Origin of the sequence: Sediminicola sp. 1XM1-17 (assembly GCF_037203765.1) — a bacterium.
In the GTDB taxonomy this organism is placed as follows: domain Bacteria; phylum Bacteroidota; class Bacteroidia; order Flavobacteriales; family Flavobacteriaceae; genus Sediminicola.
Genome location: NZ_JBBCAS010000004.1, coordinates 41,972 through 59,558 on the forward strand (window position 1 = coordinate 41,972; position 17,587 = coordinate 59,558).

The following is a 17,587-nucleotide window of genomic DNA, read 5'->3' on the forward strand; positions in this document are numbered from 1 at the left end:
GTAGAAATAAAAACCGTTCCAGATATATTGCTTTGTCATTTTCGAATACAATGTTGCGCTAAGTTAAATATTATATTCAAAAATCAAGTTTTACGGGATTCTTTTTTCAAATATTTCAAGTAATTACACAATTGTCATGCATAAGGAACTAAAAAATAACATTTATTGCGAATAATGGAATTTCTAAATGATTCCAAAGCATCAAATAGCGCTCATCCAAAATATGCCATGGCCCAAGACGGCCTGCCCAGATTCAATTGCCATCTCCAAATAATTATGAATCCCCGTTTCGTTATTTTACTTTATTTTTGGGAAAAAATATCTTTATGTCCATAGCGGTCAAAAACATCTCCAAAAGTTTTGGTTCCCAAAAAGCACTGTCAAATATCTCCTTTTCCATCGAAAAAGGGGAAATAGTAGGATTCTTGGGACCCAATGGTGCTGGAAAATCTACCCTGATGAAAATCCTTACCACCTACAGTTCCGCTGATCTTGGGGATGCCGCCGTAAATTCATTTGATGTACGGGGCCATAAAAAAGAAGTCCAAAAAAGTATTGGATACCTACCAGAACACAACCCTCTCTATTTGGACATGTACGTAAAGGAATATTTGGAATTCAACGCTAATGTATATAAGGTAGAAAAAGCACGTATAGAAACGGTCATAGCGCAAACAGGATTGACTCCTGAGGCGCACAAAAAAATTGGACAACTCTCCAAAGGATACCGCCAAAGGGTTGGGTTGGCCGCCGCCTTGTTGCACGATCCAGAAGTACTTATTTTGGATGAACCTACAACTGGACTGGATCCCAACCAACTTTTGGAGATTCGAAAACTGATCAAAGAGATCGGCAAACAAAAAACCATTTTGCTCTCCACCCATATCATGAAAGAGGTAGAAGCCGTTTGTGACCGGGTCATCATTATCAACAAAGGGGTGGTCGTGGCCGATAAAAAATTGGAAGAATTAAGGTCCGAAGAGGAGCAAATCATAGAAGTTGAGTTTGACTACCGTGTAGAGGAAGCTTTTCTACAAAAATTGCCTAATGTGGTCACCGTAAAAAATGTGGGTGGATTCATTTATGACATCACCTTTAATACTACCATAGATATGCGACCCGTTGTATTTGATTTTGCCCATGACAACAAACTCAAAACCCTTCAATTAAGCAGAAAGAACAAGAATTTGGAAAGTCTGTTCACAGAATTGACCAACATGTAAACAATACTATTGTCACAAAAAAAAAGAGCCCCCACTGGAGGCTCTTTTTTATTAGGACTGGACCGTCTACCTTAAACGTGTTATTGGCCCATGATCAAAGCTGGAATTTCCAAGCTTTTGTACATATCGTTATACGCCTTCATTTCGGTTACCACAATGGTATCGTGCTCATTTTTAAACGCATCCCATTGGCCCAACAAATCGGTCAATCGGGTTTTGGCACCTTGGGTCACCTTGGGATAGGCTTCATCCATAAACCCTTTCAAATACAGCAATTGGGCACTTAGCTTATTGTTGAAATTGATGACATCCTGAAAGGTCTCCTGTTTGGGTTGTATCAGATTCTCCTCCCAAGTTTCTATCCTATCTACCAGGGAGTCCCCCAACACTACCAATGCTTGGACGCCACTGATATTGGTATTTTTATCGAGTAACTTTTTATAGGTCTGAATCTGGCTTTTGGCAGAGCGCATTTGATTTACGGCCTCGTGCATATCATTGATGGTCTGGTCTATTTTGGCCAACATGGATTGTTGCTCCTCATAATCACCACTACCGGCTTCAATATTTGGATTTGCCTTGATAGTCACCGTGGTCTCCGAAACTGTTCCTTCCGAACTCAATTTTAAGGTATAATCCCCTGGCCCTACCCTGTAACCGCTGTTGCCGCCCATAGAGAACACCTTGTCTACCACCGGTAGGTCCCCGGTTCTAAAATCCCAGGTGAAGCGATTGTACCCCTTTTTTGATGAAAGCACCTCTGGCTTGGCAGGACCTCCCGGCCATGATTTAAAATCCTCAGGTTTTTTGTTGATATAAGTCCTGATCAGTTTATCCCCTTTGAACACTTCCAATTTTAAATCCAGACTATCCATGGCCTTGGGCAAATAATAATCCATGGTAACCCCTTCCTTAGGGTTTTGTCCAATTCCGGGCATAGGCTCATTACTACTGCCTCCAAATAGCAGATAGGTATCCTTGGGCTTGAAAAGGGAAATACTTTCTTTATTGAAACCCGTATTTTGAATGGCCGACAAATCATCCAAGATCCAAAAAGACCTGCCTGCCGTGGCAACAATAAGGTCATTGTCATGAATGGCCAAATCATTGATGGCCACTACGGGCAGATTCAATTGAAAAGGTTGCCAGTTGGCCCCAGCATCCAAAGAAATATAAAGACCGGTCTCCGTACCTGCGTAGAGCAACCCCGGTTTCACAGGATCTTCCTTTACCACCCTGACAAAAGTGTGGGGGTCTGTAATACCATTGACCACCTTGGACCAGGTGGCACCATAGTCTGCGGTCTTAAAGACGTAAGGGGCAAGGTCCATAAATTTGTATTTCATAACGGTCACATAAGCCATGGCAGGATTATGGGGGGATACTTCTATATGATTTACGATCCCCTCTCCCAATCCGGCTGGACTCACATTTTGCCATGATTTTCCTCCATCTTTGGTAATATGAACAAGTCCATCATCAGATCCTGCCCAGAGCACCCCTTTTTCATGGGGCGACTCCACCAAATACATAATCGTATTATAATTTTCACCCCCTGCTCCCTCATTGGTGAACGGACCACCGCCGGGCCCCTGCTTACTTTTGTCATTTCTGGTGAGATCACCTGAAATGATATCCCAGGTGGTACCTCCATCCGTAGTTTTAAAAACAACATTCCCCGCATGATAGATGGTATTGACATCGTGGGGAGAGGCTATGATGGGTGCGTTCCAGTTATAGCGAAACTTAAATTCACTTGGAATAACCCCCAAGCCCAATTCGGGATATGCTTTAATGGATTTTGATTGTTGGGAGGCCTTGTAAAATTTATCAATGATCCCTTGGTAGCAACCGCCATAGATAACATCTGGATTGTTCGGATCAAAAGCCAAATAAGCACTTTCACAACCCGAGGCCGGATGCCAGTCCTTCCAATCTATTCCGTTGTCCGTTGTTCTGCTCACTATGGAAACCGAGGAATTGTCCTGTTGCCCCCCATAAATATTATAGGGCACCAAATTATCCGTGATCACCCTATAAAATTGGGCGGTAGGTTGATTTTCTTGAGTACTCCAACTTTTTCCCCCATTATTGGAAACGTTGGCACCACCATCATTGGAATTGATCATGATGTCATGGTTCTCCGGGTGTATCCACAAATGATGGTTGTCTCCATGGGGTGTAGCCATGGGACTAAAATTCACTCCTCCGTCAATGGATTTGGTTACCGGGGCGTTCAGTACGTACACCCAATCTTCATTCTGAGGATCCGCAAAAATTTCCATATAGTACCAAGATCTGGCTATATTGATCCTATCCTTACTGGTCTGTTTCCATTTTTTTCCCCCGTCATCAGATCGGTATACCCCTCCTTGTTTGCCTTCCGCCTCTAATACCGCATAAACCCTATCGGAATTGGCGCGGGATACGGAAATTCCAGATTTCCCCATTACCTTTGGCAAACCTTCCTTTAGCTGTTCCCAAGTGGTTCCGCCGTCAGTGGTTTTGTATAGTCCGGAACCTTTGCCACCAGAGACCATCGTCCAAGGAAACCGTTGGTGGTCCCACATGCTGGCATACATGATCATTGGGTTGTTCATGTCCATGCTCAACGAAGATGCTCCTGTAGTATCATCCACATAAAGGACTTTTTCCCAAGTGGTTCCCCCATCTTTGGAACGGTAAACTCCACGCTCCTTTGAAGGCCCATATTGTGCCCCTTGGGCCGAAATAAATATAATATTGGAATCGTTTGGATCAATGACCACATCCGAAATATGTCTTGTAAACTCGAGCCCTATGTGCTTCCATGTTTTGCCAGCATCCGTAGATTTATAGACCCCGTTCCCCATGGAGGTCATTACCCCCCGGGCAGCATGCTCACCCATACCAACGATCACGATATTTGAATTACTTTCGGCCACGGCAATGGCGCCAACAGTACCGGTTTTAAAAAATCCGTCAGAAATATTCTTCCAGGTAATTCCGTCATCCAATGTTTTCCAAACCCCACCTCCGGTAGAGCCCATATAATAGGTCATGGGCTGGTCCAGCACTCCTGTACTGGTAACACTTCTACCTCCCCTGAACGGTCCAATGTTTCGGAACTTCAATTGGTGAAAATCCTTATCCACCAATACGGTTTCCGGTCCTGAATTTTTCTTTTTGCTGCGCTGTGGATATAAAAATAAAGGTGCCAAGAGGCAAGTAAACAAGAGTAAACGAACAATGCTCATCATTTTGGTTTAGTTGGGTTATTTATATTTTAATCCCGACCCATCATCAAAGAATCGTTTCAATGTTGGTCGGTTCGCATAAATATAAAGAATCTTTTCGCAAGAATTTAAAAAAGAAATCCACCCCTGAGGTAAAATCTTCCAAAACTAAGATACCTATCCCATCAGATTTTCCAATATCACATCAACTATATGATCCAACTCTTTCTGGATTTCAGGATTGGTACAGTTCACCAGAATTGAAAAGACAACCCCCTGTTTTGGATATACAAATAAATTGGAATACCCCCCTACCCCGTTGCCCACATGACCATAAAAAGGTCTTCCTTTATGATCTTGGCTTACTTGCCATCCCAACCCATAATAGGTAGGGTTCCCGTTTATCGTTTGGGAAGTTATAAATTGGCACCAAGTATTTTCATCCGTCACCTTTTTTTCGAGCTGGGCCTTCCCAAAAATGGCAATATCCTCGGAGGTGGAAAGGAATCCGCCTCCTGCAAGTTTATACCAATTATTGACCGGAATAGCCTTTCTAAAGCCAATTCTGTTCTTGGAATAAAAGGTCGCTGCCCTGGGATAGCTCTTATTGGCATCTTCGGCTGTGGTGTGCCCCATTTTCAAAGGCTTTAATACTTTTTCCCTTACATACACATCAAAAGGCACTCCGCTGGCCTCCTGCATGGCAAGAGAGACCAGGACCCAATCAAAACTATTGTAGTGATAGCTGGTTCCCGGTTCGAAGAGCAGGTCTGAGTCCTTGAATATTTCTATGCTGTCCTTAATGGAATAAGGCTTGTTCAATCCGTGCTCCTTTCCCTGATAACCCCTGATTCCAGCGGTGTGACCTGCCAATTGCCTTAAGGTAAAATCGTATTGTTTTTTCGGGTAGTAGGGGACATAATCATAAAAAGAGGCATCCAGATCTACCAGGCCTTCCTCTACCATTTGTGCCAGGGCCACAGCGGCTATAGGCTTGGAAACACTGGCTACCCGAAACATCGTATGCCGAGGGTCTATTCTCCTTTTGGTTTCCAGATCCGCATGGCCATACCCTTTTTGCAGAACAGTATCCCCATCTTTTATTACGGTAACTGCCAGGCCAGGAATCTTCCTATCACGGATAAGTTCTTGAAACAAAAGATCTGCTTGCACCAAATCTTTGGCAACAATACCCGCACCAAATAACCTTTGGGAAACGAAAAAATCCTTGAGATATGTAAAAAGAGGAATTTTCATATACGGTAAAATATAAGGTTAAGTATTCCATCACAAGCTGATCCAACTGCGCTGAGGCCAACACCCTTGGTAAAATACCTACAAAACAGAACCACTAATCCCGAAAAATGAGTCGGCCTTTATAAATTTCTTCTACCTCTACTACGGAAGGACGTTGGTAACTAATGACATCACCAGTACCCCTTAAGGTCCCTTTTAATGATTGCGTAGGGTACAAGAGCATATCATTGGTTCCCCTGTGGTTCAAGGTAATATTTTCCACTATCAAATTATTGGCCTCCAAGCGGGAATCGCCTGCAGCGAACACAATGTTGAAATTTACCGTATTCCCTTGTAGTTTAAAATAGGATATCCCATTGGAAACAATCCGTACCGTTTCGGAATTTAATTGCAGGTCAAATGAGCCGCTAGTATTTTCAGCATCGGGCACATTAAAAGACTCTGATAGTAAGGTCAGGTTCTGATAACCTAGCACCCCGTCACTGGATATTGGGAACCCTGTACTGCTTCTGATCTCCACAATATCCGGAGCGGTTACATAGATCTTGGTGAGGTTGTATTTACGGGTAAAATTACAATTGTTATCGTCCCGTAATAACAATCTACCTTCCACAACCTCTGCGGTAACCTCATTACGCAAAAATTCCCCAGTCTCTATTTCCACCTTCGTGTCATCCCCTTGTTTCAAGATCAATTCCACATTGTCGTAGACCGTAATCTTGTTGAAGGCGGAAACCTCAACCTCCTCCACGACCAACCTCCCTGCATTTTGGAAACAATCGGAGGCATTTTCACTGTTGCAGGAAATTAGGAGTACCATCCACAAAAAGGATAATACCTTGAAAGTCCTGAACCATATTTTAGCACGGTGCATCATCAATCTTATTATATTTCTATTTCTTATGATAGGCTTTCATTATAACCTTATCCCAATTCCAAATTCAACTGCCTCCGCCTTTGCCCCATGGGATTTTAGGGTAATGGCCGCGAATAAATTATCCCCAAAATAGCGTTTCAGCCCAATTCTGTTATAGACCCTGCCTTCAAAATCGAAGGGGTAATACACATAATAGCCCAATTGGGAAATGACCGACATGCGGTTAATGAACAACTCGTGACCAACAAAAACCCCTACCCTTTTGTAATCATCATCTGCTGCAACATCCAATTCCGGAAAGGCAATGGCCTGGAACCTGATCAATTCCTTTAAAAATTTAGAAAAAAATACTTCCCCTCCCAACTGGAGAGCGCTTTTTCTTCCCAATCTTTTGTCGGCATAGGCCGAAAGAATATAAAATGGATACTGTCCGGAATTGACAACATCGCTTTCATTGATCCCCGTCCTAAAGGCGAAATTGTAACGAATGGGTTCCGTGACCTTTTCCCGCTCACCAGCAGGGATGTACTCTATGATTTCCCCTCCATCCAAATCATATACCAGTCCGGCATTAAAGGCCATAGTATTGGTAGAGGTGTTGGGGGCCCTAAAATTGGCGTTCGAATAATGTATCAGGGATAGGCCCGCTTTAAACCCCAGTCCTCTGATGATATTTTCCTTATGGTAGTTCAACATCAAATAGGTGGAACTTAAAAAATCGGACCCATAGGCGTTGTTTCTAAAGTTTTCGGCCTTTTCATAGGGATCGGTATTGTAGGCAATTCCCTGCCCTATTCTAAATTGTAGGTTTCTCTGCAATAAATAAAAGTTATAATGGGCGTACAATCCGTAATTCTCTCCAAGAGTCCCATTGTTCATATCCTGGTAGATGAAGGAATAGCCCACATCCGGATAGTTGTACTCCGCCTCCCATTTCTCATGACCATAGGTCTTCCTGTTCACCCCAAGGATCAGACCTCCAGGGTGGTCAGTTATCAAATGGGAGATATCCGGATTGTGCAAAATAACGGACCCATAAAACTGATTGGCATCCACTGTATATTTCTCTGGAGTGGCATCCGTCTGTGAAAAGCCTAGGGCACCTACAAAAATGAAGGCGATAGATAAGATTCTAGTCATGGGGCGTAAAAATAGGAAATACATTTAAGTCGGTATGCTCTGAAAAAGCCAATTGTTATAAATACAATCGACTTTAACACTACCTACGGCGTATGGTTTCGAAAAAGTAGAACTCTTTAGAATACTCCTTGCGCTATTGCCTTGATATTATCCGATTTTCCCATGGAATAGTAATGCAGTACGGGCACTCCTGCCGCTTTGAGCTCGTTCGACTGTTGTATGGCCCATTCTATCCCGATTTGTCTTACCGCAGCATTGTTTTTACAATCATCCACGGCATCAATCAAATCTTGAGGGATATCGATCCTAAATACCTGTGGCAATAATTGTAGGTGCCTTTTTACGGCAATGGGCTTAATCCCGGGAATAATAGGTACATTGATACCTATGGCCTTGGCGGCGTCCACAAATTCAAAGTATTTCTGGTTGTCAAAAAACATCTGGGTCACCACATAGTCTGCACCGGCATCCACTTTTTCCTTCAACCTTTTCAGATCCGATTGCAATGAAGGGGCTTCCAGGTGTTTTTCTGGGTATCCGGCCACACCAATACAGAAATCGGCACATTCATCGGTCTCGATTACTTCGTGCAAGTATTTTCCTTGGTTCAGATTTTGGATCTGTTTTACCAATCCAAGGGCATAGGCATGACCTCCATGAACTGGGTTAAAATATTTCTCCTCCTTCATGGCATCACCCCTGAGGGCCATCACATTTTGGATGCCCAGATAATGGCAATCAACCAAAAGGTATTCCGTTTCTTCCTTGGTAAATCCTCCACAGAGCACATGGGGAACCGTATCCACATCGTATTTGTGTTTAATGGAAGCACAGATCCCTACCGTTCCCGGACGCATGCGGGTCAGTTTTTTGTCCAATAGGCCGGCCCTATCTATATAGACATATTCTTCGCGGGACGTGGTCACATCAATAAAGGGCGGTTTAAATTCCATCAAAGGGTCTATGTTGTCGTAGAGCTCCTGAATGTTCTTGCCCTTTACGGGAGGTATGATCTCAAAGGAGAACAATGTTTTCCCTTTGGCGCTTTGTATGTGGTCTGTTACTTTCATCTTCTTTTCCCTGCCGTTACGTTCCTACTTTACGGCTTCTTCAGGTATTTTTCCTTGTTACTAATTCTCTTTGGGCGTTTTAACGCGCTATCCGCTTTATATTTTTATGTCATACTACGTTCTTCGTTTCCATATCCTGGGAGCTGCCATAAAAAGGATATCGCTCCTATCCCTAACGCATAATTGTAGCTGACCAATGGCTTTGTCAATCATCGGCAATATTTGGGGCCAACCATTTTTCGGCCATCTCTTCTGAGATTCCCTTGCGCCTGGCAAAATCGTACACTTGATCATCCTTTATTTTCCCAACCCCAAAATACCGTGCTTTCGGATGGGCAAAATAGTAGCCACTGACACTGGCTGCGGGCCACATGGCCAAACTATCGGTAAGTTTTACGCCAATGCGCTCCTTTACCCGCAACAGTTCCCATAAGGTCAGTTTTTCCAAATGGTCCGGACAGGCAGGATATCCCGGTGCCGGACGTATTCCTTTATAGGCCTCTGATATAAGTTCCTCATTGGTCAGGGTCTCATCCGGGGCATAGCCCCAGTGTTCTGCCCTGACCTGTTTGTGCAGATATTCCGCGAAAGCTTCTGCCAAACGGTCTGCCAAAGCTTTGATCATGATGGAATTGTAATCGTCCAGATCCTTTTCATAGGAAGCAGCCAATTCGGCAGTTCCAAAACCTGTAGAAACACAGAACAAGCCCAAATGATCTTGGATCCCAGTTTCCTTTGGGGCAATATAATCCGCGAGGGCAAAATTTGGCTTGCCCTCATATTTTTTTAGCTGTTGGCGAAGAGTCCTGAAAACAAACTTCTTGTCTTCCTGATGTTTCTTGGCATGGTGGTCTTGGGGCACGGTCACCTCAATATCATCATCATCAATGGTGTTCGCAGGAAACAGCCCAAACACCGCCTTGGCGGTGAGCAATTTCTCCTCAAAGATCTTTTCCAAAAGTTCTTGGGCGTCATTGAACAGATCCGTCGCTTCTTTTCCCACCACCTTGTCGGTAAGGATCTCCGGAAATTTGCCGTGCAGCTCCCAGCTTCTAAAAAATGGGGTCCAATCGATAAAATCCTTTAATTTTCGTAATTCCAAATCCTGAATAACCTGTATCCCCAGTTCTTTGGGGGTTACAATATCCTTTGGGTCCCAATCGATCTTATATTTGTTCCTTCTTGCTTCGGTCAAGGGCAGATACTCTTTTCTTTTACCGCGTTTTGCAAATTGCTGCCTAAATTCCTCATAATCAGTTTTTATAGCATCCCTATACGATTTTGAGGTCTCTTTTTGCAACAGGTCCCCAACAACGGTAACCGCCCTTGAGGCATCATTGACATGGACCACGGCATTCCTGTACTGTGGGTCTATCTTAACCGCAGTATGGGCCTTGCTTGTTGTTGCGCCCCCGATCAGGAGGGGAACGGAAAAATTCTGGCGCTCCATTTCCTTGGCCAAAAAAACCATCTCATCCAAGGACGGAGTGATCAATCCACTGAGGCCAATAATGTCTACCTGGTGTTCCTTGGCGGCATTGATGATCTTTTCCGGGGGAACCATCACCCCAAGGTCCACAATCTCATAATTGTTACAGGCCAGAACCACACTTACGATGTTCTTTCCGATATCGTGCACATCGCCCTTTACGGTGGCCATCAATATTTTTCCTGCCGAGGAACTGCTCCCTTCAGGCAAAGGATTCTTCAATTTTTCCTCTTCTATGTAGGGCAGCAGATAGGCCACGGCCTTTTTCATGACTCTGGCAGATTTCACCACTTGGGGCAAAAACATTTTACCGCTGCCAAAAAGGTCGCCAACCACATTCATCCCGGTCATCAGATGGCCTTCGATCACTTTGATGGGTTTGTCCACACTCTGCCTGGCTTCTTCCACATCCTCCAAGATGTATTGGTCTATTCCCTTCACCAAGGCCCTCGTAATCCTGTTCTGTAGGCCTTCCGTTCTCCAGGTAAGGTCCACCTTACTTTCTTTGGCCGTTCCCACAACGGTTTCTGCAAAATCCAGCAATCGTTCCGTAGCATCGTCCCTTCTGTTCAAGATCACATCTTCTACGCGCTCCAGTAGATCTTTGGGAATATCATCGTAAACCTCCAACATGGTAGGATTTACAATTCCGATATTCATCCCTGCCTTGATGGCATGGTAAAGAAATACAGAATGCATGGCCTCCCTCACCGGGTTGTTGCCCCTAAAGGAGAAGGACACATTGCTTACTCCCCCACTGACACTACAATGTGGAAGGTTCTTTTTTACCCAAGCCGTAGCCTCAATAAAATCGATTGCATTGCGCTTATGTTCATCCATTCCTGTGGCAACGGGAAATACGTTGAGATCAAAAATGATATTCTCGGGGGAGAATTTCACCTTGTTCACCAAGATATCATAGGAACGCTTGCATATTTCAAGCCTCCGCTCATAATTATCTGCCTGTCCTACCTCATCAAAGGCCATGACGATGACCGCGGCCCCATATCTTTTGACCAATTTGGCATGGCGGATAAATTCTTCCTCCCCTTCCTTTAGACTGATTGAATTCACCACACATTTCCCCTGGACCACTTGGAGTCCGGCCTCTATAATTTCCCATTTGGAACTATCTATCATGATAGGTACTCGGGAAATATCAGGTTCTGCCACAATTAGGTTCAAGAATTTCACCATGGCTTCTTTGCCATCTATGAGTCCGTCATCCATATTCACATCGATGATCTGTGCACCTCCTTCCACTTGTTCGCGTGCTATATCCAGGGCCTCCTCAAATTTCTCCTCTTTGATCAGGCGAAGGAATTTTTTGGACCCTGCCACATTGGTACGCTCCCCCACATTCACGAAATTACTCTCCGGAGTGATGACCAAGGGTTCAAGACCCGATAATTTTAAGTACCTCACGGTTGATAGTTGTTTGTTAATTGTTGCTTGAAAAGTTTCATCTTCTTTCAATTATCTATTTTTAAAATAATTGATAAATCCGTTCAATAATTTCTTGTTTGTTTCAATTTGCGTTAAAATTGAAGCAGTTCCTTCTTCATCCATATATTCTTGATCCAAAGCCAAATATATTTGTGTTTCCAATTCATACAAAGATCCACGGGAAATATGTAAAAAATGAACGGTGTCTGCAGAGGTTTTTCTTCCACATCCCTCCGCAATATTGGAAGGTATAGAAACTGCACTTCTTCTCATTTGAGCCGTTAAACCATACACCTCCATTTGAGGAAATGAGCTGGTAATTTGATAAAGGGTTTTTACCAATTTCCTTGACTCCTTCCAAACCTCTAATTCTATATATTCCATAACCTTCAACTATAAACTATCAACCATCAACTATAAACCAACTACGAAACACCTTCAACCAACAATTTCCGTGGCTTATAACTTTCTACTACTTCTACAATGGCTTTGATATGTGCCGGGGTGGTCCCGCAGCATCCCCCTACAATATTCACCAATCCTTTTTCCAAATATTCCTTGATCTGGTTGGCCATCTGTGCCGGTGTCTCGTCATATTCCCCAAATGCATTGGGCAATCCCGCATTGGGGTGGGCCGATACAAAAAAATCCGTTTTTCCCGACAATACTTCCAAATGGGGCACCAATTGACTGGCACCTAGGGCACAGTTAAAACCTACGGAAAGGATGGGAATATGACTTATGGAGATAAGAAAAGCTTCGGCCGTTTGTCCAGAAAGGGTACGCCCAGATGCATCCGCAATAGTCCCACTTACCATAATGGGAACATCTATATCCCTTTCCTCTTTTACCTCTTCTATGGCAAAAAGGGCGGCTTTGGCGTTGAGGGTATCAAAAATGGTTTCTACCAATAATAAATCGGCGCCCCCATCCAACAAAGCCTCCACCTGTTGTTTGTAGGCTATTCTCAATTCATCAAAAGAAATGGCCCTGAAGCCAGGATCGTTCACATCCGGGGACATGCTGGCCGTTTTATTGGTAGGTCCTATACTACCCGCTACAAATCTTGGTTTATCCGGATTCTTGGCGGTGAATTCATCGGCAACCTTTTTGGCGATTCGTGCCGATTCGTAATTCAATTCATAAACCAAGGGTTCCATATTATAATCGGCCATGGCAATGGTGGTCCCTGAAAAGGTATTGGTTTCCACTATATCGGCCCCCGCTTCAAAATACTTACGGTGTACCTCGGCAATGGCCTCGGGCTGAGTCAGGGAAAGTAGGTCGTTGTTCCCTTGCAACGGATGGCCCCAATCCTTAAAACGTTCCCCACGGAAATCCTCCTCGGTAAATTTATAGCGTTGGAGCATGGTACCCATGGCACCGTCCAAAACCAAGACACGCTCTTTCAACAAATCCTCAATATGCTTCATAATCTAAATATTTTGTTCTTCCAATCACTGGACGTGTACCCAAGGGGACTTCAAATGCAATTATGGTCCATTGCATGAAACAAAAGACAATGACAAACCTGTGATCCTATTCGAAACAACGAATGGACCAAGAAAATTAAAGTATCAAGTAAGGAAAGTTGTAGACAATGATGTCTTTCTTTAGGTTATCTACTCCCGTACCGAACTTCCTTTGAGGAATAGTACTTGGATTAGAATGTAGCACCTTCTTTGTTCATCCCTATGGTATAGGTATTGAAAAAAGGGTTGCTAAGGCTTCATTGGGTCTAATCCCTCCGCCTTTCTTGATAACGTCTTCAGTTTTGGTAATGAACTAAGTGCAAAGTAACACCACAGTATGTTTAAAAACAAGGAAAGTAGGTTTTTTTTAAACCTTCCAGAAATATTAGCTTCTGGAAGGTTTTTAGACTAATTCAAATTTAATCTAAGCTAATATACTCTGTACCACTTCCTTTTTGGCTTCTTTTTTGGTGCCGTCAAATCCTTCCACACCACCAACGGTTGTGTATTTCATCACATATCTCTTTCCTGGATTTATGCGCTGATAGGCACTTTGGCACATAACGGCCGCTTCATGGAAGCCCGAGAGGATCAATTTAAGCTTGCCGGGATAGGTGTTTACATCACCAATGGCGTATACCCCGGGAATATTGGTTTGGTAATCATAGGAATTATCAACCTTAATGGCATTTTTCTCGATTTCCAAGCCCCAGTTGCCAATGGGTCCCAATTTTGGTGATAAGCCGAACAAGGGTATAAAATCGTTCACTTCCAAAAAAGTCTCCCCTTTTGCGGCGTCATTATGTTTGATTACTACCGACTCTAAGTTGTCTTTACCCTGAACAGCAACCACTTCGGCCTCGGTAAACAATCTGATCTTGCCCAATTTTGCCAATTCCGCTGCCTTTTCTACGGAATCCAAAGCTCCCCTAAACTCATTTCTGCGGTGCACCAAAGAAACTTCTGAGGCCACGTCTGCCAAGAATATGGCCCAATCCAGTGCGGAATCACCACCTCCGGCAATCACCACTTTTTTATCGCGGTAGACCTCTGGGTCCTTGATCATATAGGAGACCCCTTTATCTTCATAATTGGCAATGTTGGGGATCAATGGTTTTCTAGGCTCAAAAGATCCCAGACCTCCTGCAATAACCACTACTGGGGCATGGTGTTTTGTTCCTTTATTGGTGGTAACGATAAAAGATCCGTCGTCCAACTTTTCCAAGGTTTCTGCCCTTTCCCCCAATGTAAAGCCAGCGTCAAAAGGCTTTATTTGTTCCATAAGGTTGTTGACAAGGTCACCAGCCAAGATTTCCGGAAATGCCGGAATATCGTAGATGGGCTTTTTGGGATAGATTTCCGAACATTGGCCACCTGGTTGTGGCAATGCATCTATCAAATGTGTTTTTAATTTTAATAATCCTGCCTCAAATACAGTGAACAACCCTGTAGGTCCCGCTCCAATGATCAGTATATCTGTCTTTATCATAACTTCTGACTTTCTACTTGTTTATATTCTTGGGCAACCTCTAAAATGGCGGCCCTGTGTTTAACTACTTCTCCAATGATTATTATGGCCGGATTTGCCAGTTCTTGTCTGGCCACCTCAGCTTCTATGGTTGCTATTTTTGCAACGCCTACTTTTTCATCTTCCCTAGTCCCATTTTGGATTATGGCAATTGGCAATTCTGATTTACCTTCTTGCTTGAACAGCTCTACAATGGCCGGCAACTTGGACATGCCCATCAATATCACCACGGTGGCATTGCTCTTGGCTGCCAAGGCAACATCGGTAGACAATTGATGGTCTTTTGTGGTTCCGGTAATCACCCAAAAACTTTCTGCCGCCCCCCTTTTGGTCACGGGTATGTTCTGTGAGGCCGGTACGGCCACAGAAGAGGATATTCCCGGAACCATGGCTACCGCTAAACCTGCTGCAGCGGCATATTCCATTTCCTCCGCTCCCCTGCCAAAAACAAAGGGATCTCCCCCTTTGAGGCGTACCACATGCCCATGGGTATGTGCCCTGCTCACAATCAGTTCATTGATCTGGTCCTGTTGATAAGCATAACAACCTTTGCGCTTGCCCACAAAAATATGCTCCGATTTTTTGGCATAGGCCAAGAGTTCCGGATCTACAAGGGCATCATAAAGTACCACATCGGCAGCTTCCAAAGCTTTGATCGCCTTCAAGGTGATCAACTCCACATCCCCTGGGCCTGCGCCCACTACGGTTAATTTAGGTTCTTTAAACATGTTCCAATTCTAATTTTCTGTAGGCCGCTACCTTTTTCAAAAAGGCATTCGCATCATTCACGTATGCTTTGGCAAAGGCTTCAGAAGGTTCGTTTTTGTTCAATTGCAAAGCCAATACTTCGAAAGAAGTATCCAAGCTTATTTTTCCCGATTCTACAAAAACCGTATCAAAATCCTTGATGATCCCTGCATGGGTATTGGTCTTATGGTTTTCCGATGTCAACAATGCCTTGGCAGAATTGACCATAGAGGTATAGGAATGGTAGATACTGGCGGCCCATTTTTGGTCTTCCAAGGCTATCTGTGCATTGGCTATTTTTTCCTCTGACTCGTACAATAAGGTGGCGATCAGGTCAATGACCACTCCGGCACATTCACCGACCCCAATGGCCTGAACATATTCCTCGGTATTCCCCCAATCGATGAAGTCGTCTTGGGTGAGGTTCTCGATATCTGCCAAAGGCTTTAAGAAATCATAGAAATAGATCTGGCCTTTCCCCACATAATAATCCACAAATGACTGTCCGTTGCCGTTGGCTTCAAAATCGTCCAATATCAGCCGTAATGCTTCCGGCCCCCTTTTACTGGGCACCTTGATTACCTTATCGGCAAACAATCCTTTACCGTTTCCAAAATTTCCACCTCCAAGCAATACCTGTAATGCCGGAGCAACCAATTTTTCCTTGGTCCGGATGGACATCCCCTGAAACCCTATATTGGCCATATTGTGCTGTCCACAGGCATTCATACAACCACTGATCTTGATGACCACATCAGGGTTCTTGATATATTGTGGATATTCGGTGGCAATCACCCTTTCCAATTCGGCGGCAATACCTGTACTACTGGCAATCCCCAGATTACATGTATCCGTTCCGGGACAGGCCGTTATATCCAACGCTTTGTTGTAGCCGGCTTCGGCAAATCCCAATTTTTCCAATTCCACATAAAACAATGGCAATAAGCTGTCCTTTACATACGGGATCAGGATATTCTGACGCAACGACAAACGTATTTCCCCTGCGGCATATTTCTCTACCAAATCTGCCAAGGCACGAGCCTTATCTATATAAAAATCGCCAAGTTTCACCTTGATCCCTATGGCGACAAATCCTGTTTGTTTTTGAGGCACTATATTGGTGGCTTTCCAATTTTCAAAAGCCTCTTGATTATGAATGTTCACCTCCGGTGCTTTTACATCCGCTATTTTCGGTTGCGGATAGGCAGCTGCGTCAATAGGATACGTTTTAAATGGTATTGCTTTTTGCTCTGCTTCGAGCAACTCCCTAAAACCATCAAGACCTAAATCCTTCAATAAGAATTTCATCCTGGCCTTGGCCCTGCTCTTACGTTCCCCATAACGATCGAACACCCGTACCACCCCTTCCATCAAAGGAATGATCTGATCACTCGGCAAAAAAGAAAACAATTCATCTGCATGGCGTGGCTGGGAGCCCAGACCACCGCCCAACATCACCTTAAAACCGGGCACCCCATTTTCGAGCTTGGCAATAAAGCCCAGATCATGCATATACGACAGTCCCGTATCGGCGTCACTGGCAGAAAAGGACACTTTGAACTTCCTCCCCATTTCTTGGCTTATCGGGTTTCTTAAAAAGTATTGGAACAGGGCATGTGCATAGGGAGACACATCAAAGGGTTCCTCCCGATCTATACCTGCCGTTTCACTTGCAGTTACATTTCTTACCGTATTACCACAAGCTTCCCTTAATGTAACATCATCTTGTTCCAATTGGGCCCATAGTTCCGGAGTCCGATTAAGATCTACATAATGGATCTGAATGTCCTGCCTGGTAGTAATATGAAGTCGTCCTGTGGAATACTCCTCAGAAACATCACAGATCCTGCGCAATTGGTTGGACAATACTTTGCCATAAGGCAATTTAATACGTATCATCTGAACCCCTTCTTGACGCTGTCCATAAACCCCTCTAGCCAAACGGAGACTTCTAAATTTCTCCTCGTCCAATTTTCCTTCGTGGAACTGGCGTATTTTGGCCTCCAAATCAATGATATCCTTTTGTACTATCGGATTTTCTATTTCTGTTCTAAAACTTTGCATAGGAACGCTTCTCTAATGATTATTGACTGTTTTGTTACATTCCTATATATTCTATATAC

The 17,587-nt window shown here is 43.9% G+C and carries 12 protein-coding genes and 1 riboswitch; of the genes, 1 reads left to right on the forward strand and 11 read right to left on the reverse strand.

What is annotated here, in order from left to right; translation table 11 throughout:
* The first annotated feature begins 326 nt into the window (after positions 1-326).
* Entirely contained in the window at positions 327-1,223 is an 897-nt protein-coding gene (gene gldA / locus WAA86_RS07390) for a gliding motility-associated ABC transporter ATP-binding subunit GldA (RefSeq protein WP_337300360.1), read from the forward strand.
* 80 nt (positions 1,224-1,303) lie between these two features.
* Here the strand turns inward: gldA and WAA86_RS07395 are convergent, their stop codons facing one another.
* The 11 genes from WAA86_RS07395 to WAA86_RS07445 form a co-directional block, all read right to left on the reverse strand.
* The gene (locus WAA86_RS07395) at positions 1,304-4,459 is read right to left on the reverse strand and encodes a VPS10 domain-containing protein (protein ID WP_443217576.1); all 3,156 of its coding nucleotides are present in this window, start codon (positions 4,457-4,459) and stop codon (positions 1,304-1,306) included.
* Positions 4,460-4,615: 156 nt separating this feature from the next.
* The gene (locus WAA86_RS07400) at positions 4,616-5,695 is read right to left on the reverse strand and encodes a serine hydrolase domain-containing protein (protein WP_337300362.1); all 1,080 of its coding nucleotides are present in this window, start codon (positions 5,693-5,695) and stop codon (positions 4,616-4,618) included.
* Between the two features lie 94 nt (positions 5,696-5,789).
* Positions 5,790-6,515 carry a head GIN domain-containing protein gene (locus WAA86_RS07405; RefSeq protein WP_337300363.1) on the reverse strand — a complete coding sequence of 242 codons (726 nt, stop codon included), beginning with the start codon at positions 6,513-6,515 and terminating at the stop codon, positions 5,790-5,792.
* Positions 6,516-6,611: 96 nt separating this feature from the next.
* A complete protein-coding gene (locus WAA86_RS07410) occupies positions 6,612-7,712 on the reverse strand; it encodes an acyloxyacyl hydrolase (RefSeq protein WP_337300364.1) in 1,101 nt (366 codons plus the stop codon).
* Positions 7,713-7,828: 116 nt separating this feature from the next.
* A complete protein-coding gene (gene metF, locus WAA86_RS07415) occupies positions 7,829-8,782 on the reverse strand; it encodes a methylenetetrahydrofolate reductase [NAD(P)H] (protein WP_337300365.1) in 954 nt (317 codons plus the stop codon).
* A 205-nt stretch (positions 8,783-8,987) separates the two neighbouring features.
* A complete protein-coding gene (metH, locus tag WAA86_RS07420; protein ID WP_337300366.1) occupies positions 8,988-11,747 on the reverse strand; it encodes a methionine synthase in 2,760 nt (919 codons plus the stop codon).
* A complete protein-coding gene (locus WAA86_RS07425) occupies positions 11,748-12,101 on the reverse strand; it encodes a four helix bundle protein (protein WP_337300367.1) in 354 nt (117 codons plus the stop codon). It lies immediately after the preceding gene.
* Between the two features lie 41 nt (positions 12,102-12,142).
* Positions 12,143-13,150 (reverse strand): homocysteine S-methyltransferase family protein, encoded by a 1,008-nt coding sequence (locus tag WAA86_RS07430; protein WP_337300368.1) that lies wholly within the window; start codon positions 13,148-13,150, stop codon positions 12,143-12,145.
* A gap of 182 nt (positions 13,151-13,332) precedes the next feature.
* Positions 13,333-13,483, reverse strand: a riboswitch (SAM riboswitch).
* A 130-nt stretch (positions 13,484-13,613) separates the two neighbouring features.
* Positions 13,614-14,678, reverse strand: coding sequence for an NAD(P)/FAD-dependent oxidoreductase (locus tag WAA86_RS07435; RefSeq protein ID WP_337300369.1), 1,065 nt, complete (start codon positions 14,676-14,678; stop codon positions 13,614-13,616).
* On the reverse strand, positions 14,675-15,445 hold the full coding sequence (gene cobA / locus WAA86_RS07440) for a uroporphyrinogen-III C-methyltransferase (RefSeq protein ID WP_337300370.1): 771 nt from the start codon (positions 15,443-15,445) through the stop codon (positions 14,675-14,677). The genes WAA86_RS07435 and cobA overlap by 4 nt, the downstream gene beginning before the upstream one ends.
* Positions 15,438-17,528 carry a HEPN domain-containing protein gene (locus WAA86_RS07445; RefSeq protein ID WP_337300371.1) on the reverse strand — a complete coding sequence of 697 codons (2,091 nt, stop codon included), beginning with the start codon at positions 17,526-17,528 and terminating at the stop codon, positions 15,438-15,440. Before WAA86_RS07445 ends, cobA begins: the two co-directional genes overlap by 8 nt.
* Positions 17,529-17,587 lie beyond the last annotated feature (59 nt).